This window comes from Thermoactinomyces sp. DSM 45891 (assembly GCF_900119485.1).
Taxonomy (GTDB): Bacteria; Bacillota; Bacilli; order Thermoactinomycetales; family Thermoactinomycetaceae; genus Baia.
Genome location: NZ_FPJZ01000005.1, coordinates 1 through 24,761, shown reverse-complemented (window position 1 = coordinate 24,761; position 24,761 = coordinate 1). Strand labels below are relative to the sequence as shown.

The 24,761-nt window shown below is 39.2% G+C and carries 19 protein-coding genes and 1 pseudogene; 15 read left to right on the top strand and 5 right to left on the bottom strand.

From position 1 onward, the window contains the following. Window positions 1-70: 70 nt before the first annotated feature. Window positions 71-748: a uracil-DNA glycosylase gene (locus BT147_RS06355; protein ID WP_286119130.1), complete on the top strand. Its 678-nt coding sequence runs from the start codon at window positions 71-73 to the stop codon at window positions 746-748. A 55-nt stretch (window positions 749-803) separates the two neighbouring features. Here the strand turns inward: BT147_RS06355 and BT147_RS06350 are convergent, their stop codons facing one another. After that, entirely contained in the window at window positions 804-2,207 is a 1,404-nt protein-coding gene (locus BT147_RS06350; RefSeq protein WP_072332398.1) for a protein kinase domain-containing protein, read from the bottom strand. Between the two features lie 274 nt (window positions 2,208-2,481). On the opposite strand from BT147_RS06350, the gene BT147_RS06345 reads away from it, so the two are divergent. The 5 genes from BT147_RS06345 to BT147_RS15055 all read left to right on the top strand — a co-directional run bounded on the left by BT147_RS06345 (window position 2,482) and on the right by BT147_RS15055 (window position 9,676). After that, entirely contained in the window at window positions 2,482-3,042 is a 561-nt protein-coding gene (locus tag BT147_RS06345) for a glycerol-3-phosphate responsive antiterminator (protein ID WP_072332396.1), read from the top strand. Window positions 3,043-3,271: 229 nt separating this feature from the next. Further along, entirely contained in the window at window positions 3,272-3,982 is a 711-nt protein-coding gene (locus tag BT147_RS06340) for an MIP/aquaporin family protein (protein WP_072332393.1), read from the top strand. Between the two features lie 55 nt (window positions 3,983-4,037). Continuing rightward, window positions 4,038-5,531, top strand: coding sequence for a glycerol kinase GlpK (glpK, locus tag BT147_RS06335; RefSeq protein WP_072332391.1), 1,494 nt, complete (start codon window positions 4,038-4,040; stop codon window positions 5,529-5,531). A gap of 123 nt (window positions 5,532-5,654) precedes the next feature. After that, window positions 5,655-7,313: a glycerol-3-phosphate dehydrogenase/oxidase gene (locus tag BT147_RS06330; RefSeq protein ID WP_072332388.1), complete on the top strand. Its 1,659-nt coding sequence runs from the start codon at window positions 5,655-5,657 to the stop codon at window positions 7,311-7,313. A gap of 212 nt (window positions 7,314-7,525) precedes the next feature. After that, window positions 7,526-9,676 (top strand): OmpL47-type beta-barrel domain-containing protein, encoded by a 2,151-nt coding sequence (locus BT147_RS15055; protein ID WP_072332385.1) that lies wholly within the window; start codon window positions 7,526-7,528, stop codon window positions 9,674-9,676. 76 nt (window positions 9,677-9,752) lie between these two features. On the opposite strand, the gene BT147_RS06320 is transcribed toward BT147_RS15055, so the two are convergent. Next, complete coding sequence (locus tag BT147_RS06320; protein WP_072332382.1) at window positions 9,753-10,514, bottom strand: YheC/YheD family protein; 762 nt, start codon at window positions 10,512-10,514, stop codon at window positions 9,753-9,755. A gap of 124 nt (window positions 10,515-10,638) precedes the next feature. Here BT147_RS06320 and BT147_RS06315 point away from each other — a divergent pair, with 124 nt between their 5' ends. From BT147_RS06315 to BT147_RS06285, 7 genes are all read left to right on the top strand, one after another. Then, window positions 10,639-11,853 carry a phenylacetate--CoA ligase family protein gene (locus BT147_RS06315; RefSeq protein WP_072332379.1) on the top strand — a complete coding sequence of 405 codons (1,215 nt, stop codon included), beginning with the start codon at window positions 10,639-10,641 and terminating at the stop codon, window positions 11,851-11,853. 194 nt (window positions 11,854-12,047) lie between these two features. Next, the gene (locus BT147_RS06310; protein WP_072332376.1) at window positions 12,048-12,797 is read left to right on the top strand and encodes a YheC/YheD family protein; all 750 of its coding nucleotides are present in this window, start codon (window positions 12,048-12,050) and stop codon (window positions 12,795-12,797) included. 245 nt (window positions 12,798-13,042) lie between these two features. Further along, window positions 13,043-13,990 carry a thioredoxin-disulfide reductase gene (trxB, locus tag BT147_RS06305; protein ID WP_072332372.1) on the top strand — a complete coding sequence of 316 codons (948 nt, stop codon included), beginning with the start codon at window positions 13,043-13,045 and terminating at the stop codon, window positions 13,988-13,990. A gap of 384 nt (window positions 13,991-14,374) precedes the next feature. Beyond that, window positions 14,375-16,588, top strand: coding sequence for a ribonucleoside-diphosphate reductase subunit alpha (locus BT147_RS06300; protein WP_072332369.1), 2,214 nt, complete (start codon window positions 14,375-14,377; stop codon window positions 16,586-16,588). A gap of 18 nt (window positions 16,589-16,606) precedes the next feature. Then, entirely contained in the window at window positions 16,607-17,638 is a 1,032-nt protein-coding gene (locus BT147_RS06295) for a ribonucleotide-diphosphate reductase subunit beta (protein WP_072332366.1), read from the top strand. Between the two features lie 235 nt (window positions 17,639-17,873). Further along, window positions 17,874-18,260 carry a globin family protein gene (locus BT147_RS06290; protein WP_072332363.1) on the top strand — a complete coding sequence of 129 codons (387 nt, stop codon included), beginning with the start codon at window positions 17,874-17,876 and terminating at the stop codon, window positions 18,258-18,260. Between the two features lie 20 nt (window positions 18,261-18,280). Further along, window positions 18,281-18,697, top strand: coding sequence for a pyrophosphohydrolase domain-containing protein (locus BT147_RS06285; protein ID WP_072332360.1), 417 nt, complete (start codon window positions 18,281-18,283; stop codon window positions 18,695-18,697). Window positions 18,698-18,748: 51 nt separating this feature from the next. Here BT147_RS06285 and BT147_RS06280 read toward each other — a convergent pair whose 3' ends face one another. Then, entirely contained in the window at window positions 18,749-19,291 is a 543-nt protein-coding gene (locus tag BT147_RS06280) for a recombinase family protein (RefSeq protein WP_072332358.1), read from the bottom strand. A gap of 130 nt (window positions 19,292-19,421) precedes the next feature. Here BT147_RS06280 and BT147_RS06275 point away from each other — a divergent pair, with 130 nt between their 5' ends. Further along, entirely contained in the window at window positions 19,422-20,873 is a 1,452-nt protein-coding gene (locus BT147_RS06275; RefSeq protein WP_072332355.1) for a SulP family inorganic anion transporter, read from the top strand. Between the two features lie 167 nt (window positions 20,874-21,040). Here BT147_RS06275 and BT147_RS06270 read toward each other — a convergent pair whose 3' ends face one another. Further along, window positions 21,041-22,828, bottom strand: a complete 1,788-nt coding sequence (locus tag BT147_RS06270; protein ID WP_072332352.1) for a M3 family metallopeptidase — start codon at window positions 22,826-22,828, stop codon at window positions 21,041-21,043. A gap of 219 nt (window positions 22,829-23,047) precedes the next feature. Between BT147_RS06270 and BT147_RS06265 the strand changes: the two genes are divergently transcribed. After that, window positions 23,048-23,950: a winged helix-turn-helix domain-containing protein gene (locus BT147_RS06265; RefSeq protein WP_072332349.1), complete on the top strand. Its 903-nt coding sequence runs from the start codon at window positions 23,048-23,050 to the stop codon at window positions 23,948-23,950. A 142-nt stretch (window positions 23,951-24,092) separates the two neighbouring features. On the opposite strand, the pseudogene BT147_RS15455 reads toward BT147_RS06265, so the two are convergent. Beyond that, window positions 24,093-24,761, bottom strand: a pseudogene (locus BT147_RS15455) (hypothetical protein); the annotation flags it as partial.

Sequence of the window (24,761 nt, the reverse complement as noted above, 5' to 3'; positions counted from 1 at the left end):
TATTTACAGAAACATTTGTTCGATTTATTATAAATGCATGACAACATACATAAAGAAAAGAGAGATCATAGTGGAAGTATATTTTGAAAATGATTGGGATCAAGTATTAGCCGATGTGATACGTCACGATGAATTCACGCAATTGCTCTCGAGAGTAGAGGAAGAAAGGAAAACACATACCATATATCCTAAGCAGGAAGATTTATTTTCCGCTTTTCAGTTTACCTCGTATGCTGATACCAGAGTCGTTATTTTAGGTCAAGATCCATATCACGGGTCGGGACAAGCTCATGGTCTAAGCTTTTCGGTTCAACCAGGAATTAAGGTACCTCCTTCATTAAAAAATATTTATAAGGAACTCGAATCAGATCTAGGTATTTCCGCCCCTAATCACGGGTGCTTACAATCCTGGGCGCGGCAAGGTGTGCTTTTGTTGAATACAATTTTGACAGTGAGAGAAAGTACACCGCTAACACATAAAAAGATAGGCTGGGAACGATTTACGGATGCTGTTATTCAAAAATGTAATGAGCGGGAGCAACCCATTGTGTTTGTATTATGGGGAAAGCCTGCTCAGACGAAAAAGAAGTTTATCACCAGGAATCATCACTTGATTTTAGAGTCTGTTCATCCAAGCCCATTATCGGCAAGGGGAGGTTTTTTTGGATCTAAGCCATTTTCTCACATCAATCAATTTTTACAAGAAAGCAATATGAATCCAATCGATTGGTCTATCCCTACTATATGAGTAGAAACCAAAAAACAAAAGCCAATTCATGTATCAGAATTGGCTCTATTATACTCTAAAACTTCTCTAACAAGTTTTCGATTCGGTCTCTACGGTAATCATTTTCATCACTTAACCAAAAAATCTCAATTTTAAAAATGCCCTCAGGAGGAATATGAGATTTGGATATATTAACTGAAAAGGTTATATCAGTATCTTTTTTATTGGATTTCAACTGAATAGGGACCTTTTTACGAGTAATGATTATATCGGAGGTAGTTTTTCCAACTACATACACATTGTAGTAAATGGCCGGACGAGCTAGCTTTTGAGATACCTTTAATTTTACAGTATAATCCCCATTCGTTCCCGTTATAGAGTGCTTTAGGAATACGTCATTTATAAAATACTTAGGTTCTTCTTTTTTCCACCTAGGTATTTTTTGGCTTTCTGTGTTTACCGGATGATTAGTGGATGGTTGTTCTGTTTTGTTCGCCGTTGATGCTTGGTTTGAGAACAATGAGTATCCAATCATCACGATAATGCTAATCATGATGATTCCTAACAGAGAAGGAAGAAATGTAAATCGCTTGCGATCGTGTTTCTTCTGTTTCTTTGAAGAGCGGAGGTCCTTAGTTTGTAGCTTTTGATGCCCAGTAGGCAATAGGCTATCTAATTCATCTAATAGATACCCTATGCTTTGATAACGATTGTCTGGGTTTTTATCGAGTAATTTAGCGATAATTTGAATGCATGTATCAGAAATGGCAGCATTGTATTTTTTCAGATCTGGGACTGGGTCATTAATATGTTGGAGTGCTACCATAACCATTTCTTTCGCACGATAAGGAGGCCGCCCTGCTAGGAGTTCGAAAAATACAACTCCCAATGAGTATAGATCAGTGGCAAAATTGACTGGTTGCTCGGTAATTTGCTCCGGTGACATATAATGAACAGACCCAACTACTTTCCCTGTCTGTGTAAATGAGTTTGTCTCTTGCATAACACGAGATATTCCGAAGTCCGCCACTTTATAGGTAGCATCTTCAGTAGAGTAGATAATGTTTTGGGGTTTGATATCTCTATGTATGATTCCTTGATTATGGGCATGGGCAAGTCCAAGGCAAATTTGTTTCATAATATGTACAGCTTCCATTTCCTCTAAGGGACGATGCTCAGAGATGTATTGTTTTAATGTTTGCCCTTCCACCAGTTCCATTACGATATAGTAATTTTGAGAGTCTACTCCAGCATCAAACACCTTTACCACATGTGGATGTGAGAGCTTGGCGGTAGCACGTGCCTCGAAAACAAAGCGATTTACAAATGCTTGATCATCTGACAACGAGTGATTTAAGATTTTTACAGCAACAAAACGCTCTAATACTAAATCAATCGCTTTGTATACGGTGGCCATTCCACCGCCACCAATCTGTTCCACCAGCTCATATCGGTTGTCTAATTTATGACCTGTCTCCATCTATATATCTATTCCTCTCAGGAAATCTATTTATCTAATCATGAAAGAGTATCATGTACTTCTCTGTTTACTAGAAGGGATCGTTATGTGATCAACTAATTTTACCTATATATAGATATGATAACATGAAAATGAATGGTAATTTTATAACAAATGTATTAAAACTAGTTTGTTAAACAAACAAAAAGGAAGTCCATTTTGCATTAGTATGAGGTATTTTATCCTTTTACCTAGGCGAAATTGGTAATATACATATAAATTTCGGAGGGAAATGATGAATCACCACTTTAAAAACCAAAAAATCCTGCCTGCTGCGAAGAATATTAAGCAATTTGAGAGGCTCATGAAGACGAATTTCGAATATATTATTCTCTTGGATAGCCATGTAGCTCAATTGCAGGCATTAATGAATTTGGCAAATCAACATAAGAAAAAAGTATTGCTACATGTGGATCTCGTACAGGGGTTGCGCAGTGACGAGTATGCTGCTGAGTTTCTTTGTCAAACGATTCGACCCGCGGGACTTATTTCAACTCGAACTCCTGTGGTAAGTGTGGCCAAAAAGAAATCACTGATCGCGATTCAGCGGGTTTTTCTCTTAGATGCTCATGCTCTAAATACAAGTTATCGATTGCTCGAGTCGTTTAAACCCGACTTTGTTGAAGTTTTACCTGGAATTATGCCACATATTATACGTGAAGTTGTAGAACATACAGGTATACCAGCACTCGCTGGGGGATTGATTCGGACAGAAGAGGAAGTAAAGCAGGCGATTCAAGCAGGAGCTGTTGCGGCTACAACGTCAAGTGAGAAACTTTGGAAAATGAAATTCTAAATAAAAGGCTTGTCATAGGCAACATAATCATTTAATATAGTCCATGAAATCGTTTTCACAAGTTAATAGTAGTAGTGATGAGATGAGGAGAGTCACGGAAAGTCTTCTGCTTCTGGATGAAGAAGGATGAAGGGTTTTGTTGTGAGTCTTTTTTCTTTCGTTCTGATGTTTAAATAATCTGTATTTTACACTCATCCCATTACTACCAAATACTAGGGAGGCATCTCAAATGTCTATTTTTGTAGCAGAATTAATTGGTACTATGCTTCTAGTCCTTTTAGGAAATGGAGTAGTAGCGGGGGTAGTTTTGAACAAATCAAAAGCCCAGAATTCGGGCTGGATCGTTATTACATTTGGTTGGGGTTTTGCTGTAATGCTTGCGGCTTACATGGTAGGCCACTATAGTGGAGCTTATTTAAATCCTGCGCTAACAATTGGTTTTGCCGTAGCTGGAAAGCTAGCATGGGCAAAAGTGGGGTCGATGATTGTAGCTCAAATGATTGGGGCTTTCTTAGGAGCCGTTCTTGTATGGTTGCACTACTTACCACATTGGAAGGAAACACAAAGTCCTGCAGATAAATTAGCAGTATTCTCTACAGGTCCTGCGATCAGGAGTCCGTTTGCGAACTTTATGAGTGAAGCAATCGGTACATTTGTTCTCGTTTTCATTTTATTAGCATTCGGGGCAAAAGGCCTAGTATTTGCTGATGGACTACAAACGATGGCAGTAGCATTTTTAATCGTTTCGATCGGTATGTCGCTTGGTGGAACAACTGGATATGCAATCAACCCAGCGCGTGATTTGGGACCTCGTATTGCTCACGCGATTCTACCAATTGCCGGTAAAGGATCTTCTGATTGGGGATATGCATGGGTCCCAGTAATTGGACCGATTGTTGGAGCGATCTTGGCAGCGGTTGCATACGGTTTCGTTATTTAATAGATAAGTACGCCTAGGTTATCCTATTAAAATACAGATAAATGAGGTGTTTGTATTGGAAAAGAAATATGTGTTATCCATTGACCAAGGAACGACAAGCTCTAGAGCAATCTTATTTGATAAACAAGGTAAGATAGTAGGTACTGCACAGAAGGAGTTTACACAAATCTTTCCGCAAGCTGGTTGGGTTGAGCACGACGCGATGGAGATCTGGGGGTCTGTACAAAGCGTTATCTCTGAAGTCCTAGCTAAGCATCCTGTTTCTGCGCATGAAGTGGCTGCCATCGGAATTACAAACCAAAGAGAAACAGCTGTTGTATGGGATAAGAACACAGGAGAGCCGATTTACAACGCGATTGTATGGCAATCTAGACAAACAGCTGGTATTTGTGAAGAGCTAAAAGAAAAAGGTCATAATGAGTTATTCCGCAATAAAACAGGTTTGCTAATTGACGCTTACTTCTCTGGCACCAAAGTAAAATGGATTTTGGACAATGTAGAAGGGGCAAGAGAAAAAGCTGAAAATGGCGATTTGTTATTTGGGACGATTGATACTTGGTTGGTATGGAAGTTATCAGGTCGCAAGGCACATGTGACCGACTATACCAACGCTTCACGTACACTTATGTACAATATCTATGATTTGCAATGGGATGATGAATTACTTGAAATCCTAACTGTTCCGAAGTCCATGCTTCCGGAGGTTCATTCTTCCTCAGAAGTATATACAGTGACGGAGAAGTCCTTGTTCTTTGGTGAAGAGATCGCGATTGCAGGGATTGCTGGAGATCAGCAAGCTGCTCTATTCGGACAAGCTTGTTTTGAACCAGGAATGGCGAAAAACACTTACGGAACAGGTTGTTTCATGCTGATGAATACAGGGGAACAAGCGGTTCGTTCTCAGCATGGTTTATTAACAACCATCGCATGGGGCATTGACGGGAAAGTGGAATATGCATTAGAAGGTAGTATCTTCGTTGCTGGTTCTGCGATCCAATGGCTTCGTGATGGATTACAATTAATCAAGTCAGCTAACGACACAGAAGAACTTGCTACACAAGTAGACTCTACAGAGGGTGTATATGTGGTACCAGCTTTTGTAGGTCTTGGAACGCCGTACTGGGATAGTGATGCAAGAGGTGCAATCTTCGGCCTCACAAGAGGAACCAATCAGTCTCATTTAGTAAGAGCAACGCTAGAGTCTCTTGCCTATCAAACCAAAGATGTATTAGCATCGATGGAAGCGGATTCTTCGATTGAGTTGAAGAAGCTACGTGTAGACGGTGGAGCCACTGCCAATAACTTCTTAATGCAGTTCCAAAGTGATATTCTAGGTGTACCAGTTGAGCGACCAGTCATTCTAGAAACAACTGCGTTAGGTGCGGCTTATCTGGCAGGGATTGCGGTTGGATTCTGGAAAGACAAGCAAGAAATTGCTGAAAACTGGAATGTGGATCGCGACTATGAGTCGGATATGGATGACAAGACTCGCGAGACGCTGTATAATGGTTGGGTGAAAGCTGTGAGCTCTACCCGTACATTTAAATAATTTCGGAACAAATTGAACAAGTTAATAAATGGATGAGATGAGGAGATCAACCACATCACCCTAACATATTTGTGTTAGGGTAGTGTGGTTTTTCCTTTTTGAGAAAAAGGGAGGTAGTTGAGGGTGAGTACTGTTTTTTCTGTTAATGGGCGTACAAAAGAGTTGCAAGAAGTATCCTCAGAGAAGGTCGATTTATTGGTAATTGGTGGTGGAATTACGGGTGCCGGGATTGCGCTGGATGCTCAATCACGAGGATTAAACACAGTGTTAATTGAAATGCAGGATTTCGCGGCAGGAACATCAAGCCGTTCCACAAAGCTAGTTCACGGGGGATTACGTTATCTGAAACAATTGGAATTTGGAATTGTTGCAGAGACAGGTACAGAACGTGCGATTGTGTATGAAAACGCACCACATGTTACCAAACCTGAATGGATGCTTTTACCGATCGTAAAAGGTGGAACTTATGGTAAGTTAGCCAGCTCGATTGGGATTTGGATTTACGATTTATTAGCAGGTGTAAAGAAAAATGAGCGTCGTCAGATGCTAAACCTAGAGCAAACTCTCGAGAAAGAACCCCTTCTTCGTAAGGGGGATTTAAAGGGTTCTGGATACTATGTAGAATATCGTACTGATGATTCAAGGCTTACGTTAGAAGTAATGAAAAAAGCATCTGAATATGGTGCGAAAGCATTTAATTATGTAAAAGCAGAAGGTCTTATCTATGATAATGGTAAGTTAGTCGGTATAAATGCGATTGACCTATTAACTAGTAAGAAGTTCGACATTTACGCGAAAAAGATTGTAAATGCTACAGGGCCGTGGGTAGACGAATTGCGCGAACAAGATGGTTCTAAAAAAGGGAAGTATCTGCATTGGACAAAAGGTGTACACATTGTTGTAGACCAAAAGAGATTCCCACTCGGTCAAGCTGTTTATTTTGATACCCATGATAAACGTATGGTTTTTGCGATTCCACGTGATGGTAAAACCTATATCGGAACAACAGATACTGATTTCCATTTAGATCTTACCCATCCTAGGATGACAAAAGAAGATCGAGACTACATTATTGCTGCCACTAATCATATGTTCCCTTCTGTTGGTTTGACAGCAGAAGATGTAGAATCAAGTTGGGCAGGAGTGAGGCCCCTCATTCATGAAGAAGGAAAATCTCCATCTGAGATTTCTCGAAAAGATGAGATCTTCCACTCTGAATCAGGATTGATTACGATTGCTGGTGGAAAATTGACTGGGTATCGTAAGATGGCTGAACGAGTAGTTGATTTAGTTGGCTCCGGGCTTGAAAAAGAAGAGGGAAGAAGCTTCAAAGACTGCCATACAGAGAAAATGGTTCTCTCTGGCGGGGATCTAGGAGGTTCTAATGGCTATAAAGCATTTATTGAAGGAAAAATAGAACTAGGGGTTCAAATAGGATTGTCTAGAGAAGAAGCATCACGTCTAGCTAACCGCTACGGTAGCAATATCGATCAAGTGTATGCAATCATAAACAAAGGCGATCAAGAGGCTAAAAAATATCATCTTTCTTCGGAAGTATATGGAGCGCTTGCATACGGAATGGAATACGAAATGGTAGCCACTCCAGCTGACTTCTTTATTCGTAGAACAGGTAGTTTATTATTTGATATAGCGTGGGTTAGGGAATGGAAAAAGCTTGTCCTACAATACATGAAAGAGAAATTAAGTTGGGATGAGAAGACCACAGAGCATCATATGCAACATCTTGAACAAGAAATCAAATATGCTACAGAAGCGATTTAATGAAATGTGTTTCACCCTCCATTTGCTGATAACGATGGAGGGCTTTTCGTAATGAGTATTAGTAGTTTATAAAGTGTAAATTTTCGATATAAAAGGTATAAAATTATTGATAATTTCGTGTTATATGTTTGATTTCATGTTATGATAGGATTGTTTGTTTCGATCTAAGGGGAATGTGTAGTCATAATTTTTCTAATTTTAGGAGGAGTATTATGCTAAGCTTGTTGAGGAAATCTTCAAAGCTTGTCCTTTCGTTTGCAATCTTGACAGTATCGATTCCACTTTATTTTTGGAATGAAACGTCTGTTCACGCAGAGGGTTCAACTGATCCTGCCCCATTTATCAGTCCAAAGGTTGTAAATGGGAATGCTGGGAAAAAGGTATTATTTGATAATACTCATGGACAAACCGCTGGTGCGGCTGACTGGGTAATTGATGGTGGGTTTTCAGATTTTGCAAATGGACTTGCTAATGATGGTTTCTATGTGAAAGAATTGCGCAAGAAAGCTCCGATTACACTTACCGATTTAAAGGGATACGATGTACTGGTTATCGGTGAAGCAAACATCCCATATAAACAAACCGAACAAGCCGCTATGAAACAATATGTAGAGCAAGGTGGTAGTATTTTCTTCATAGGGGATCACTATAATGCAGACCGTAATAAGAACCGCTGGGATGGTTCCGAGGTAATGAATGGCTATCGACGTGGAGCATTTGGAAATCCAACAAAGGGGATGAGTGACGAGGAGAAAAATTCGGAAGCGATGAAGGATGTCACAAGTACGGACTGGCTGAACGATCAGTTTGGTATTCGCTTCCGATATAATGCAATTGGGGATGTGACGGCAAACCATGTTGTAGCTCCTGAACAAAGCTTTGGGATTACTTCTGGGGTTTCAAATGTAGCAATGCATGCAGGTTCCACATTGATGATTACAGATCCTAAGAAAGCAAAAGGACTTGTATATCTGCCAACCACGAATGCTAAATGGGCGCACTCAGTTGACCAGGGAGTCTATATGGGTGGTGGAGTAGCAGAAGGTCCTTATATGGCGATATCGAAAAAAGGACAAGGAAAAGCTGCTTTTATCGGTGATTCTTCTCCAGTTGAAGATATTACTCCTAAATATCTACGTGAGGAAAATGGAAAAAAGAAGACTACCTATGATGGTTTTAAAGAGCAAGATGATGCAAAATTGCTAGTAAATACCGTTAATTGGTTGGCAAAAAAAGAAACATATACTAGCTTGGATCAGGTAGAAGGACTCCAGTTAGATCAGCCAACACCTACACTGCCGATGGAAGAGCCAGCAGCCTCGACTGAACCTCAGACAGAGCCTTGGGCAGCACCTGAAGCAGGTTATAAATGGTGGGACCCTAGTACTTTTAAACCTGGATCGTATGGTTCCTCACAAGCAGCTCCAGTTCAACCCGTTTATACCCTTACTCATCAATCCGTCTTACCTGATGGTGAAGAATTTGGGCTGAGTGTTACGGTAGATCATGTAACACCGGGTCAGACATTATCTGGTTTAGATCTAGGGATTTATCAAGCAGGCGGTACGCAAGTAGCTATGTTGAAAAAAGCAGACGGTACGTGGCCAGATTCTTATGGATATAGTGCTCCGTTTGATATCCAGGCAGATGCAGCAGGAAAAGCGAAAATCAATCTTACGATGAAAATAAAACCATCCACAACAGGATCGGCTACCCTCCGTCTTCGTCTCGATAAATCGGCTGTATATTCAAAGGCTGTCACGATTAATCGTGTACCGATCGAGCCACTTCCAGGCGAGCCTTCTGATGTAAAACCCCCTGTTACTACTTATTCCGTAGAAGGGACCAAGCTATCGACTGGGACTTATCTAAATCAAGCCACTCTTACTCTAACAGCAACAGATGATACGGCAGTGAAGAAAGTAGAATACCGCTTTGAGGGAAAGGAAAATTGGGAGGAGTATTTAGCTCCCATATCTTTGAATGGAGAGCAATCGCAATCATTGTCATTTCGCTCTATTGATTCAGTAGGAAATATGGAACAAGCCCAGGTTGCCGCGATTCCTGTGGCAAAAGTGGATGTAGATTTTTTATATGAATATGTAAAAAACAGCAAATGGATCAATCCCAAGCTGGAAAAACTTATTTTACAACATACGGATCAAGCGAAAAAATATTTCACTCTTGCACATGAGGAATATGCAAAAGGGAATTGGATTCTAGGAACCATTTATAAAGCAAATGGATTTGTTTCAATTGGGAAAGTAGTAGATGTAGCATCTAAAAATCCCGATTGGATCAATAAAGATGCTAAAAAGGATGTTTCCCTCATCTTGGAGGCACTTTTAGTACAAAATAAGTAAACGGGCAGGCCTGAGTATAGCCTCCCCATTAGATTGAAACAAACGATCGGACCACCTTTGAAAAAAGGTGGTTCCTTTAATATAGGTACTTGGTACGACCATAGGTTCTCCCATAACGAATCATCTTATAAAGAGCTCGCTTATCAGGTAATCTTGCGAAAGGATGGAGGCCGGGACTGGTGTTAAATTCCAAGATCCATGGTTTGAGATTGGAATCAAGTGCGATATCAAGTCCGATTTCTCTAATGCTTGGGTATACATTTTGTAGATGTGTCCCAATAGATACACTAAATGTTTCTAGTTGGCGTATATATGTTTGTAATTTCCCATTAGGAACATAGGGTGCTAGAAGAGTTGCAATGGGTTTAATGGTAGCTCCTTTACTTCCATTCGTTACGACCAACTTTTTATTTCCTACACGTCCAGCTATACCGGTTACTTCCCATTGCTTGCTGGGATTATGTTGAACCATAATTCGAAAATCAAAAGAAGATTTTTTGTGGGTTAACATCGTTATTCCTTGTTGAATTAAATACTTTTCTTTTCCTTTATATTTACTTATAAACTTATATAATTGGTTGAAATTTGAAAAAATCCTAGTACTCTTCTCATAGCGCGCTTCATACTTTCCTTCTTTGATGCTAGCTCGAATAATTCCTCTTCCTTGTGAACCGTGGTCTGGTTTTATATACACCATTTGATATGTTGTTAAAAAGTCTTGGAGATTCTCTTTACTCCACATTCCGGTTGTCGGAATATTAGCTTTAAGATGATTGCTTTTTGATAAAGCTAGTGTCTTAGTCCATTTGCTAGACAAACGAAATGAATATCTTTTCAATGAACCTCACCCCTTTGCACCAATATATGTACAAGTTCAGAATTGTTCACGGCAGAAGGAATTCGCCCTGACACAAATTCATATAATGATTTAAACGAAATTTGATAGAAAGTGAGTGGTGAGGATGATTGAAAAAGAGAAATTACAAACGAAAATAAATGAAATGATTACTTATTTTCCCTGGTATGAGGATTACTTACCTTCTATGAAACCAGATAGTCTGTTGAAATTGCCGTTGATTACGAGAGGGATTCTAGAAAAACACTATTACCATCAAGATTTTCATCCAGCTTGGAAGATTTATCAAACGTCCGGGACCAGTTCGAAGAAAAGGAAAAAAATTGCTTACTCAAGGGAAGATGATCAGTACTATTTGGATAAAAAAGTACAGATTTATACCCGTTTTCTCCAAGATAAACCCATTCGAACAGCTATGTCCGATATGGGCACAGGGCATGCCGCAAATACTGCCATAGAGGTTTTTAAGAATGTAGGATTAATTTGTGAAGATATTCCGTATCATTTGCCTGTACAAGATCATGTGAGATTACTAAAGCAATTTCGACCTGATTGTCTGTATACAATGCCATCCATTTTAGAAAGTGTTCTATCGGCTACCGATCATCCAGAGCAATTTGGGATACAGAAAGTTATATTAGTAGGGGAAGTGGCTAGTGCTGAGTGGCAGAAAAAAGTGGCTTCTCGTTTACGCATAGACCGGCAAGATATCATGGATACGGTGGGATCGATCGAAATTGGAACTATTGCCTATTACTCGCATGAGCATGGGTGTTATCTTTTTGTAGAAGACCTAGTACCTGAAGGAATAAGAGCTGAAGAAGTTGGATTGGATGCAGACTTACTGAGGGAAGATGAACGGGTTCTAGTGCTTACATCATTTTCTAGAAAAACATTTCCTGCTGTTCGTTTTGTTACCTATGATGTGATTCGTGGTTTTAAACCAATACATATAGCAGATAAAACGTTTTTTAGCTTTCAATCGCTTGTAAAACGAGTCGGTACAGAATGGAAACATGGTGAGAAAATTAGTTTCTATGATATAGAGGAGGCCGCATTCCGGTATCTGGATAAGGCTACTATTTGGATACAGGTAGATGGTAATAAGCTGTTGGTCTGGATTGACAGTCCCTTTATCACGGACTGTATTCGTAAACAAATCCAACTGGATATACAAGATCAAATTCCTGAGATCGGGATCATGATTCGAAATGGAATCCTGAGTGAAATTCAAGTAAAGGTAGTAACAGATCCAGAGCAATTTCAAACGGATCGTGTAAAGAAGAAAGTAATCCACCATCAATACTGGGAGCGTAATTAGTTCCTGTCAAAAAACCAAGGATCGAAGAGTGTTTTTACATTCTTCGATCCTTGGTTTTTTTTGTTTCTCTAATTTAACGTTCGAATCTATCTAACTATTAATGAAAAACCTATCTATCAATAGAATATGCTAGTGTACAAGAGTTTCATCCTCTTTCGCATAACCTATACTATCTCAGAAAGAGGGGATGAACTATGAGGTACGGGAAAGTGATAAGTAAGATTGGCAATTATGGAATACTTCGTCGGAACTCTACGACTGCTTCTCATCTTCCAGAAACACTTCGTTTCTCTCTTGAGAACCTTAAACAAATGTGTCAGAAGTATAATTTGATATATGTGAAGCCAAACGATTCAAGCCAAGGAAAAGGCGTCATGAGGGTTGAAAAACTAGCAAATGGCCAATTCCTCATTAAGGATCGAGATTTAAAAGGGAGAGCGACTGTTTCAGGTGTTCAAGCGGCATATAATCGGATTTTAGCCAGAAAAATGAAAGGCAGAACATATCTTGTGCAACAAGGAATTAATAGTGTTATGAAATCAGGACGCGCCTTTGATATTAGGGCACATTTCATTCGAATAGATGGAAAATGGACTTGCATGGGGCTGATTGGCAAACAAGCACCATCATTAGGAGTTGTTACAAATGGTTCGAGTGGAGGCACTACTATCTTGGTTCCCACATTATTACGTTCCAAACTAGGTTACTCTCAACAACAATCTGTAGAAACGCAAAATCAACTTGAACAGATTGCTGCTGAATCGGTAAAATCGATTTCTGGAGCGTATCCTTCTTGGAGAGAGTTTGGTGTCGATCTAGCTATTACTCCAAATGGTAAAATTTGGATATATGAAGTAAATATTACCCCCGGAAGTTCACTATTTAAAAGACTGAATCCTACTGTCTACAAAAAAATCTTAGTGAATCGTAGAAGAGCTAGATAATATGAAGCCCATTGTGGGCTTTTTATTTTTTTCTTCACAAGTAGGATAAAATTCTACAAAGAAAAAGACTACTATCGCTCCCGCTTAATCTATACGTCTTCGAAGGTATGATCGGCCCTTGAAAATCCATACTATAAATACGTAGTGAGACTATCCATAATGATGGATTACTGATAAACTAGAGTTATTATTTAATAATATATAGTATAATCTAAGTGAATTTAGATGAAAATGGAGGCTTTCAAATGAACAAAGTAGTTGTACTTGGAACGGGTCCATCGGGATTAACGGCAGCGATATACCTAGCCCGTGCAAACATGAATCCGCTTGTGATTGAGGGTCCAGAACCGGGTGGACAATTAACCACTACAACGGAAGTTGAAAATTTTCCTGGATTCCCTGAAGGGGTTATGGGTCCAGAGTTGATGCAGAATATGCGTAAACAAGCAGAGCGCTTTGGTGCACGATTTGAACGCGGGTGGGTGAATCGAGTCGATTTGACTAGCAAGCCATTTACATTACATATGGGTGAAGAGAAAGTAGTGGAGACGGAGACATTAATTATCTCCACAGGTGCTTCTGCTAAACTATTAGGAATTCCCAATGAAAAAGAAAGCATTGGTATGGGTGTAAGCACATGTGCAACTTGCGATGGCTTCTTTTTCCGCGACAAGAAAATTATTGTTGTGGGAGGTGGCGATTCCGCGATGGAAGAAGCGAACTTTCTGACGAAATTTGCCTCTGAAGTTCGAGTGGTACACCGTAGGGAGGAGCTTCGAGCATCCAAGATCATGCAGGAGCGTGCTAGAGAAAATGAGAAGGTCACATGGAGTCTGAACTGTACTCCTATCGAAGTAGTAAAGGGAGATCAAGGTGTTACGGGTTTAAAAGTGAAAAATAACGAGACAGGCAAAGAAGAGGTCATCGAGACAGATGGGATTTTTGTGGCGATTGGTCATACTCCAAATACAAGCTTTTTACCAGATCAGCTAGACACTGATGAAACAGGCTATATTAAAGTACAACCTGGCACCACACGCACGAATATTCCTGGAGTATTTGCTTGTGGTGATGTACAGGACCATGTTTATCGTCAGGCGATTACAGCGGCTGGAACCGGCTGTATGGCGGCACTAGACTGTGAGCGATTTATAGAGGGCAGCCAAGTGGATGACTGGAGCAAGAGTTTATAAAATGATAACCGTTCTATGAAGAATGATTTACTAGGCTGTTATTCTATATCATTGCGATTCATACTTGAATAAGCTAGGGCTATCTTAAAGAGAAAATCTACTTTAGGATAGCCCTTGAGTATGTTTCTTTTATAAGATTTTTTGTGTGTTTTATATAAAATAAATACTTATGGTTATATATCTAGTTAACTATCTAAATGGTTTCTTTTTTTCACTCTCGTCAACTCGCAAAAATGTGCGCAACATGGAGAGATTGAGCGTTTCAAATTGGAAATTCCGAGATAATGAATCATAACTTATTTTTTTGGGTTCTCAAATAGCTTGCACAATATATAGTGTCGGGTATACTCAAATAGTCACTATATATGGATCGGATGTGGATGTATGATTGAAATAAAGGGGTTAGAGGTAAACCTGAAAATTGGAAATTGGCTAACAGAGGTGGAACGTGACTTTAATTACCTCGATTTTACTAGCTTAGAAGAAGATACTCGATTACAGCTAAGAGAAAATATGTCGCTAGAAGAGCAAATTCAGTTGCTGATTCAAGTAGCGGTTGAAAAAACGAGTGTGGAGGAACCAGACTGGCAGTTTGTGGCTGCTCGTTTTTTAGTGATGTTTCTCTACCGACAAGCAGGTGAAAACCGTCAATTTGATGCTTCTCAGAAGTATGGAGACTTTTATTCACTAATTCGTACTCTAACTGAGGAAGGCTTGTACGGTACATATTTATTGGAGAAATATAGTGCAGAAGAGATTGCTTACTTGTCTACTGTTATGAAACCTGAACGAGATAAACTCTTTAACTATATTGGCTTGAAAGTTCTGACAGATCGGTATTTAGTACGTAACTTTCAACAGAAAGTAATGGAGTTACCTCAAGAGCGCTTTATGATTATCGCTATGCACTTAGCTTCTAAGGAGCAGAACCCTGTGTTATGGGCAGAAAAATTTTATGAGGTGTTATCCAGACTTGAATTAACGGTTGCTACTCCAACATTAGCGAATGCTGGTAAGCCTCTTCATCAACTTTCTTCTTGCTTTATCGATACAGTGGATGACTCTTTATGGTCTATCTATGAGACAAACTCTTCAACGGCTCAAGTCTCCAAGTATGGTGGCGGAGTTGGAATTTATCTAGGAAAAGTCCGAGCAAAAGGTTCTAAAATCCGTGGACATAAAGGTGCATCAGGCGGTGTGATTCCATGGATTCGAAATTACAACAATACGGCTGTGGCGGTTGACCAGTTAGGCGTTCGTCGAGGTGCGTTTGCTATTTATCTAGATGTGTGGCATTCCGATATTCTAGATTTCCTCAATTTAAAAACAAACAATGGGGATGACCGTTTAAAGGCGCATGATATCTTTCCAGGGGTTTGCGTTCCGAATTTATTTATGGAGCGTGTAGCACAGCGGGGTATATGGAGTTTATTCGATCCACACGAAGTAAGAGAAGTGATGGGATACTCGCTTGAAGATTTTTTTGGAGCTGAATTTGAGAAACGTTATCAGGAATGTGAAAATCACCCATCTCTTGATTCTATTGAGATTCCTGCGATCGATATTATGAAACGGGTTATGGTTAGTGCTTTTGAAACAGGTACTCCTTTCATCTTCTTCCGTGATTTAGTGAATGAAGCCAATCCGAACAAACACAAAGGGATGATTTACTCCTCTAATCTTTGTACGGAAATCTGCCAAAACATGTCTGCAACGGAGTGGATGAGTGAAGAAATTGAGGATGGAATCATCGTTAATAAGCAAAAACCTGGTGATTTCGTCGTGTGTAACCTTTCCTCTATTAACCTTGGCAGAGTGCATAGCTACGAGGATCTTGCTCGAATTATTCCGGTACAGATGAGGATGCTTGACAATGTAATTGACTTAAATATGTATCCTGTCAAGCAAGCAGAAGTTACGAATCACAAGTATCGTGCTGTGGGTCTCGGAACAAGCGGTTATCACCAATATCTAGCCCAACAGAAAATTATGTGGGAATCGGAAGATCACGTGGAAGAGGCAGATCGGTTGTTTGAAGAGATTGCGTATCAAGCTATTCGGGCTTCGATGGAACATGCCAAAGAAAAAGGATCCTATCCGGCTTTTTCTGGAAGTGAGTGGGAGACAGGAGTCTATTTTGAGAAACGTGGCTATAGTAGCGAAAGATGGGCAGAGCTACAACGAGAAGTGGCCGAGCATGGGATGAGAAATGCCTGGGTCATGGCGATTGCTCCAACTGGTTCCACTTCCTTGATCGCTGGCTCTACCGCGGGAATTGACCCAGTGTATGCAAAGTTTTTCGTGGAAGAAAAGCGGGGGGCATCTATTCCTCAAACAGCTCCTAATTTGTCGGTAGAGACCACTTGGTATTACAAAGAAGCACATAAAATTGATCAGAGTTGGAGTATCCGTGCTGCTGGAATGAGGCAGCGCCATATTGATCAAGCTCAATCATTTAACTTATATATCACGCCTGAAACAAACGCGAAAGAATTTTTAGAGCTTTATGTGGATGCTTGGAAAAATGGTGTGAAAACCATTTACTATATTCGCAACCAATCCGTAGAAATAGAAGAATGTGTAAGTTGTTCATCGTAACGAGAGGAGAGCGCAAACATGCAACTAGAGCGGAAGAAAATTTTTAATGAAGACGGACAAAGAGGTACACAGCGTCTCATTAACGGGAATACCACCAACCTGAGAGAGTGGAACCGTATTAAGTACGATTGGGCTCACAAGTTATATCGAACCATGCTAAACAACTTTTGGATTCCAGAAGAGATCCCTCTTGCCTCGGATGCGAAAGAGTTTCAAGAACTAAGTCCAGCTGAACGTCGAGCTTTTGATAAAACGATTTCATTTCTTAACTTCCTTGATTCTATTCAAGGAGAAAATTTACCTAACATCCATGAATATGTGACAGCACCCGAAGTTTCTTCCTTGCTGAACGTGCAGGCTTTTCAGGAGGAGATCCATGCGCAATCGTATAGCTATATTTTAGATAGCGTATGCTCTCCTGATACAAGGGAGAACATCTACGACGAATGGCGGAACGATGAGCATCTGATGAAGCGAAATCGCTTTATTGCTGACTTGTATCAACAGTTCGTCGATCAAAAAACAGATCATCAATTTATCCGTACATGCATGGCTAACTTCTTGCTAGAATCGCTCTATTTCTACAGTGGATTTTCCTTCTTCTATGCATTAGCGAGACAAGGAAAGATGACAGCCACTGCCACCATCATCAAGTACATTCAACGCGACGAACTAACTCATGTTGTTTTATTCCAAAACATGATCCGAGAGCTTCGCAAAGAAAATCCAGACTTATTTACGCCAGAGTTTGTTGAAGAACTGCGCGAAATGACGAGAACAGCAGTAGAACATGAAATTGAGTGGGGCAAATATATTACCAACAACGAGATTCAAGGGATTAATAATGAGGTGTTGGAGAAGTATATTAAATTCTTATCCAACGAACGCTTGAGCCGCCTAGGATTTGAGGTTTTATATCCTGAAATTCAAACGCACCCGATGAAATGGGTAGAGAGCTTCTCCAACCTTAATGCTACCAAAACAGACTTCTTTGAACAAAAAGTAACCAATTACACAAAAGCAAGCAATCTCGACTTTGGAGATTTGTAAGATACAGGATTTCATAAGCCACTGGGAGCCCCTTCTATAGAGCTCCTAGTGGCTTTCTATTTTTTATCATTCTTTAACATCATCGTAAAAAATTCAAATACAGAGTTCCAAATAGAAAAAAATACTGGTTGATATCAAATATTTCACAACAGGGAATATTGTCCAATTTTGTTGGTTGTCATATACTATAATTACATTTTGCCCCATTTTTCGTATAGATTGGAGAAGGCGGTGTATGAAGCTGAGGTTGGACGACCAACGAATGAATTTGTATGATAAATATGGCATCCAAGTTATTAGGGCTATTATTTCCGATTTTATCGACCGTGTTTTTATTGATCCATCGCTTCATCATACTTTCCGATTGTGCCAAGTTCAGAAGGTAAAGCGATTTACGATTTCGCTATTTGCGTGTATATTGGGTTCTAGAGAACATTGGATGGAAGATGGTTTGAGAAATCATTCGGCTCGTATAACCTCCGATGATTATGAGAAAATGATAAGCTATCTTGATGATTCGATGAAAAAGTTTAATATTGGGGTAGAGGAACGAGCTATAATACTGGGGACTACTCGTTCGGTTAAATATTTTGTGATCCAGAGGCAAGTAACCAAAATGTAGAGACAGAGAAGTGAAAAATGATGAGGGAATCTTGGAAACAAGTAAAATCATGGCATAAGTCCTTTGGACTCGCCGCACCAGAAGAGCCGCAGTTACTTCCTGAAGATCGAGTAAAGCAACGAATTGGCTTTATGCAGGAAGAATTACAGGAGTTTGCTGAATCACAAACATTAGAAGATCAAGCGGACGCTATGATTGATTTAATGTATTTTTCTTTAGGGACATTGGTGGAGATGGGAGTCGACCCAGGTGAACTGTTTGACATCGTGCATCGTGCGAACATGTCGAAGTTGTGGGAGGACGGGAAGCCACGTTATCGAGAATCCGATGGAAAAGTGATGAAGCCTGAACATTGGCAAGATCCCCAACCTTTATTGCGGAAAGAGATTTTTCGACAAATAGAGCAAAAGAAGAGTGAAAAGCAGACAAGCCTTTAAAGGGGCTTGTTTTCTTTTTTGGATTATAGTTGTCATGATATCAGCTAATTTCTAACTTTCCATATACCTATATAGTGTAGATTTACTAATGCCTGTTTCTCTCTTTATTTCATCTAGGCTATAATTTTTACTTTGATACATTTGAATAGCACGCTGAACGTTTTCATCAGGCTTTTTAGGCCTCCCACTAGTTACTCCTTTTTGTTTGGCTTCGTGCAAACCTTGTTTCGTTTTTTCACTTATCATATCACTTTGGAATGTTACAAGATGCTTTACCATGTCACTCAATGTATGCTTGGGTCGGTGGCTTGTATCAATATCTTCAAAGATAGACCAAATGAAAGCTCCTTTTGCCTCAATGACTTCTAATAGTTCCATGAGATGGCGTGTTGAATCCGCTAAAGCAAATAATTTAGTGACGACAATCTTATCACCTGAATCAAGGTTGTCTATCATTTCCACTAGCTTGACTCTATTCTTAGCAGTGGCATGCTCTTCTAAAATAAATGTCTCACATTGAGTCTTTATTAAGATGTCCTGTTGTTGTTTACACTGTATATCGTTTTGATAGGGCCTCATATATCCAATCAACATGATATGCACTCCTATGTAAAATAATCTCTATATCCAATCATTCATATCATCTTTTCTCAAAATGGCTCTTTTTTGGGAAAAATGATATACTAATTTATCATCGGATTTTAGAATGAAAGGTGAAATGAAAGTGGTAAAAAAACTTAAAAAAGAATGGTTTTCCAATGTAAGAGCAGATGTGCTTTCTGGGATCTTGGTTGCATTAGCTCTTATTCCAGAAGCAATTGCTTTCTCTATTATAGCGGGTGTAGACCCCATGGTTGGACTATACGCCTCTTTTTGTATTGCTGTCATCATTTCGTTTGTTGGAGGACGACCGGGAATGATTTCAGCAGCAACGGGAGCGATGGCATTGCTCATGGTTCCGTTAGTGAAAGAACATGGGCTAAATTATTTATTAGCAGCAACGATACTGACAGGGGTTATTCAGATCTTGTTTGGTGTATGTAAAGTAGCTAAGGTGATGAAGTTCATTCCACGTGCTGTTATGATTGGCTTTGTCAATGCACTAGCCATCTTAATCTTTATGGCCCAAGTCCCACACTTTATTGGCATTTCTAGCATGACTTATCTTTTCGTTTCGATTACATTGCTTATGATATATGTGATTCCACGGTATATCAAGTCTATTCCTTCACCGCTTATTGCCATCATTATCCTCACAACGGTTGCTATATTTAGTGATATGGACTTGCGAACTGTCGGTGACTTAGGTGCTATGAATCAATCTCTACCTACCTTTTTTATCCCTGATGTACCTTTTAACATGAACACACTAGCTATTATTTTTCCCTATTCACTTGCCTTAGCAATTGTAGGATTATTAGAAACACTGTTAACTGCATCAATTGTAGATAATATGACGGATACAGATAGTAATAAAAATAGAGAAGCTCGTGGACAGGGTATAGCTAATATTATCACAGGATTTTTTGGAGGTATGGCTGGATGTGCAATGATTGGGCAATCTGTAATTAATGTAAAATCTGGAGGTCGTGGTAGGCTTTCTACCTTTGTAGCGGGCATGGGTTTAATGTTTCTCATCATTGTTCTAGGTGATATCGTCATTCAGATACCGATGGCTGTTCTCGTAGGGATTATGATTATGGTGTCTGTCGGGACTTTTGACTGGAATTCTTTTTCTTATTTAAGAAAAGCTCCAAAAAGCGATGCAATCGTAATGTTAGTGACAGTATCTATTGTTGTTTATACACATGATTTGTCCAAAGGGGTTATCGCAGGGGTTATTTTAAGCGCTATCTTCTTTGCTTCTAACATTTCTAAAATGCAGGTCACAAAGCAACAATCTGATTCCGATATTCAGTATATAGCTAAGGGACAACTCTTTTTTGCTTCTGCTGAAGATTTTATAAGGTCATTTGACCTTACTGTCCAACATACACACATCATAATCGACTTTACCCATTCACATGTCTGGGATGATTCTGCGGTAGGTGCGATTGACAAAGTGGTTATAAAACTTCGTGAAAAACATAATACCGTAGAGATCCGAAACTTGAATACATCTAGTAGAAGGCTAGTCGATAAGTTGGCTGTTTCCAACAATGCGGGTGGAGAATAATCGATCTATTTATAGTTGAATACATCCGAACTTTTTTGCTTTGTGGCCAACAGTCGAGATCCAGTGATCAAACTTAATACAATGAAACAACCTCCTATATCATACTTCATGAGTACGTGTACAGGAGGTTGTTTCATTGTAAATATTGTCTGGTAATCACAGATTCGTTATGTTGTAGATAGATGAATGTATTCTTCGATATCGTCTACAATACGTTGGATCGATTGATGCCAAAAATCTGGATGTGAAAGGTTAATATTGAAGTGTTGAAGTGACAAATCTTCTACTGATTTTTTTCCTGTCTCTCTTAGAAATTGATTAAAATTTTTAGCAAATTGTTTTCCATCTTGCTTGGCTACTTCTACTAGACCTAAGCTAAAAAGATAACCATAGGTATATGGATAGTTATAGAAGGGGACATAGGGTCTATAAAATTGTATTGCTTTTATCCATTCAAAAGGTTGATATTCACTAAGTTGATCTCCGTAAGATTTCCTCTGAGTCTCTATGAATATATCTTCTAACTGTCTTGCATTCAAAGGACCAGAGCTCCGTTTTTCATAGAGCTGAGTTTCGAATAGGTAAGCTGCACGAATTCCCATCACGTAGATAAGGCTGTCTTGTATTTTCCAACTAAGTAATGCTTTTTTCTCTTCGCGATCTTTCGAATTTTGAATCATATCATCGACAAAGCGTAACTGAAAGAAGATAGAAGATGTTTCAGCAATGGTCATGCTAAATCGATCTTCCAATAGAACAATGGAGGAGGAATCTTCTAATTGTCGAAAATGCCATGCATGTCCCAATTCATGGGCTAGAATTCTACCACTCTCCACGCTTCCATCATAATGTAAGGAGATACGGGATTCACCATCACTGATAAAGGGAGCGCAAAAGCCACCTAGCTGTTTGTGTTTACTTGGTACAGCATCGATCCATCCATTCATTGCAGCTTGATGTATGAAGTCACCCATTGCTGGATCTAATTGATTAGATGTTTGAACAATTTGCTCCATAGCTTCAGGGAAAGGAATCTGAGTAGAAACGTGGGATTGAGTTTTTAGTTGATGCCAAGAGATTTTTTCCTGTCCATACTCGGTCGCCTTCATGGTTAGATAACGAGTTAGTTTAGGAAGCAGACTGTCAATGGTTCCCCACATGGTATCAAGTGTATCACGGGAAAGTCCGCTTAATTCCAGTGATTCGTCTAATACATCTTTTCGCTTTTGAGCATGGCAAAGGGCTAGACGAAGATTGGTAATCTGGTTTAGAACAGAAGCGAAAAGGTCTGACTCTTGTTCTAGGGTTTGTTTCAGAGATTGAAATACTTGTTTTTGTCTATCTGGATTTGGGTCACTAAGTGCTATTCTGTTTGCTTCACCAAAAGATAACTTTGTTTCATGAACCCCATCTGCTATGTAAATTTGTAACTTATTACGAAGTTGGATATACATATGTTCTAAAGCTTTAAGTCCATCTCCGGCAAGTTTTGTTGCAAAGTCCTCTAGATCGCTAGGGAGTGTTTGGCAGTTCTTACGGAGAGTTAATAAATCAGAAAGAAATGGACGAATAGCAGGAAGAATAGACCAATCAGCGAATTGTTCATCTGTCATCAGGGAGAGTTGTCGTCCTAAATCAGACCTGAGAGAACGAACTCCCGCTTTAAGTGTAGAGATTCGGTTATATAGTAAGGTGTTTCCGGTATGTCTAGGTGTTTCAGCAGAAAGACAATAATAATAGGAGTCAGCTTTTTCAATTCGTCTAATCAGTTGGAATAATAAAGAAAGTGTTTCCGGTTTAATCAGATTTGAAGTGGAAGGGTGTTTCATGTTATGTAGTAGTGGATGCGAAATAACTTCTAATTCATCTAATTCTCTAGATAAGGCAGTTTCTTTCGGTTCAGGATATAAATTATTCAAATTCCAACAAGTAGGTTCGTTTAACCTAAAATTCATTATGATTCCTCCTAGATTTTTTTGAAGAAAATACCAAAGGTGCTCTTTTTCATTGGTCGATTGTTGATTTTATAAGTTCTATACAATATTACATATGTTTATAGTTCAATAATAATTGAACTATAAACATATGTAAATACTAATTGAATCATTTTGTCGTTCTTTGCTCATCACTTATTGTGTTATGATTTATTTAATACCTAAGATTAGGGGGTAAATATGACTTATCAAGTAGAAACAGGAAATTCAATTGCATATGAACTTCTTTTAAGTCTTCTTTTATATAAAAGAAGAGCAAATCTAAAGTATCTAGATAAAGGAATAGGGTGGATTACGGACGTACAAGAGAGGTTAACAGCTGAATTTGAAAAAGAGTTAGCGCAGTTTGAAGATTTGGCGCTAGGGAATGTTGCTTGCTTATTGATTGAAAAGTGCCCCCAAAATCAACAGATAGAGTTATTTTTAAGCTGGTTGAAAGGGCTAACTGCGGCTGAAATGTATGAATTATTAGCACCGCATATCAGAGAAGTAGATTTACAGATATTATTAGATTTAGAAAAGCAACGAAATCAGCTTGTTTATTTTCTATCTAAATGGAATGAGCAGTATTTTCAATTTGAAAAGATGGAGGATAAGCTAGAAAAAGCGGTTCATGTTTTCAATAAACAAAAGGAACAAATGTCTTCCGTCCAGCTAGTTGAGCACTTTGCCACTGGACTTCAGATTGAAATAAAAGATATAAAACATGTCATTATGATCCCATCTATTCACTTTAGCCCTCTACATACTTTTAGTATTTTGAGAGAAAAAATATTTGTATGGTTTCCACTTAAAACGGAACCATCAAATATAGATGAGCTGATTCGTATTGGAAAAAGCCTATCTGATCGAAAGCGCTTAGATATATTACAGTTCCTTTCTGTAGAGAAACATACTTTTACAGATGTTTTGAAATATATAGGGGGAGCAAAAGGAAATATTCATCATCATATTATGACACTGAGAGCGGCCGGCCTTGTTCGTGTTCATCTAACCGGAGAGAGCCAGTTTTATCTTAGTACGCGAAAAGAGTTTGCGTCTGAATTACGCGAAAAACTAAATTCAGTTACTTATCCGATTTGACGAGGATTTTTTGGTGTTGAATCAGATAGAAAACACCCCTTCAGAGAGTAATGGGACTTGAGGGGTGTTTTTGTTTCTTTCAACCGCTTGGATCTCTCTAACGATGATGAATACGTTGTTTAGAGTGTAATGAATTTTTGTATTATACTCCCGTAGCGCCGCCCAATTCTATAAAGGATATGTTTGTATACGGAAGAGCAGTAAAGGTGGCACCAGTGGCAAAACTAACTTGTAAAGTCAATTCATTAGGTGGAGTCACAGCATTATAAATAAAGGAGGTACCGATGCTAGTAACGAGGTTTAAGGGCGGACTGCCATTTGAGAAAGCGCACTGACTTTCAGGGATGGAAGTAACCCCGTTTAAAACTAGACTTGGTGTTATAAATAGAGGTTCATCGTTTAGTCTAGAGAATGATACGTTGTATGAAATATAATATGCTTTATTCTCAGCTAAGGTAAAAGTAGTCGGATTAACAAGTGGGGAATAAGTGATGTCAGTCCCATTTTGAATTGGAGTGCCTTCAAATACTATCGGTGTATCTGGATCTACAACATCTGCTACTCCTTTGCGTATGTGAAGATTATTACTAGTAAAAGTAGGAGCTTCTAGTTTCACATTGGCTGAACCAGAAGTTACTTCAATCTCCAGTGTGTCGGATATAAAGTTTATGGTATCTCCAAAGCCGACAGGAGCACTTCCACTTGCTCCGGTATTTCCTTGGAATGTGAATAGGAAATCACCTGTAGCAAAGGTCCCAGTAGGGCCTTGAGGTCCGGTAGTACCTTGAGGTCCGGTAGTACCTTGAGGTCC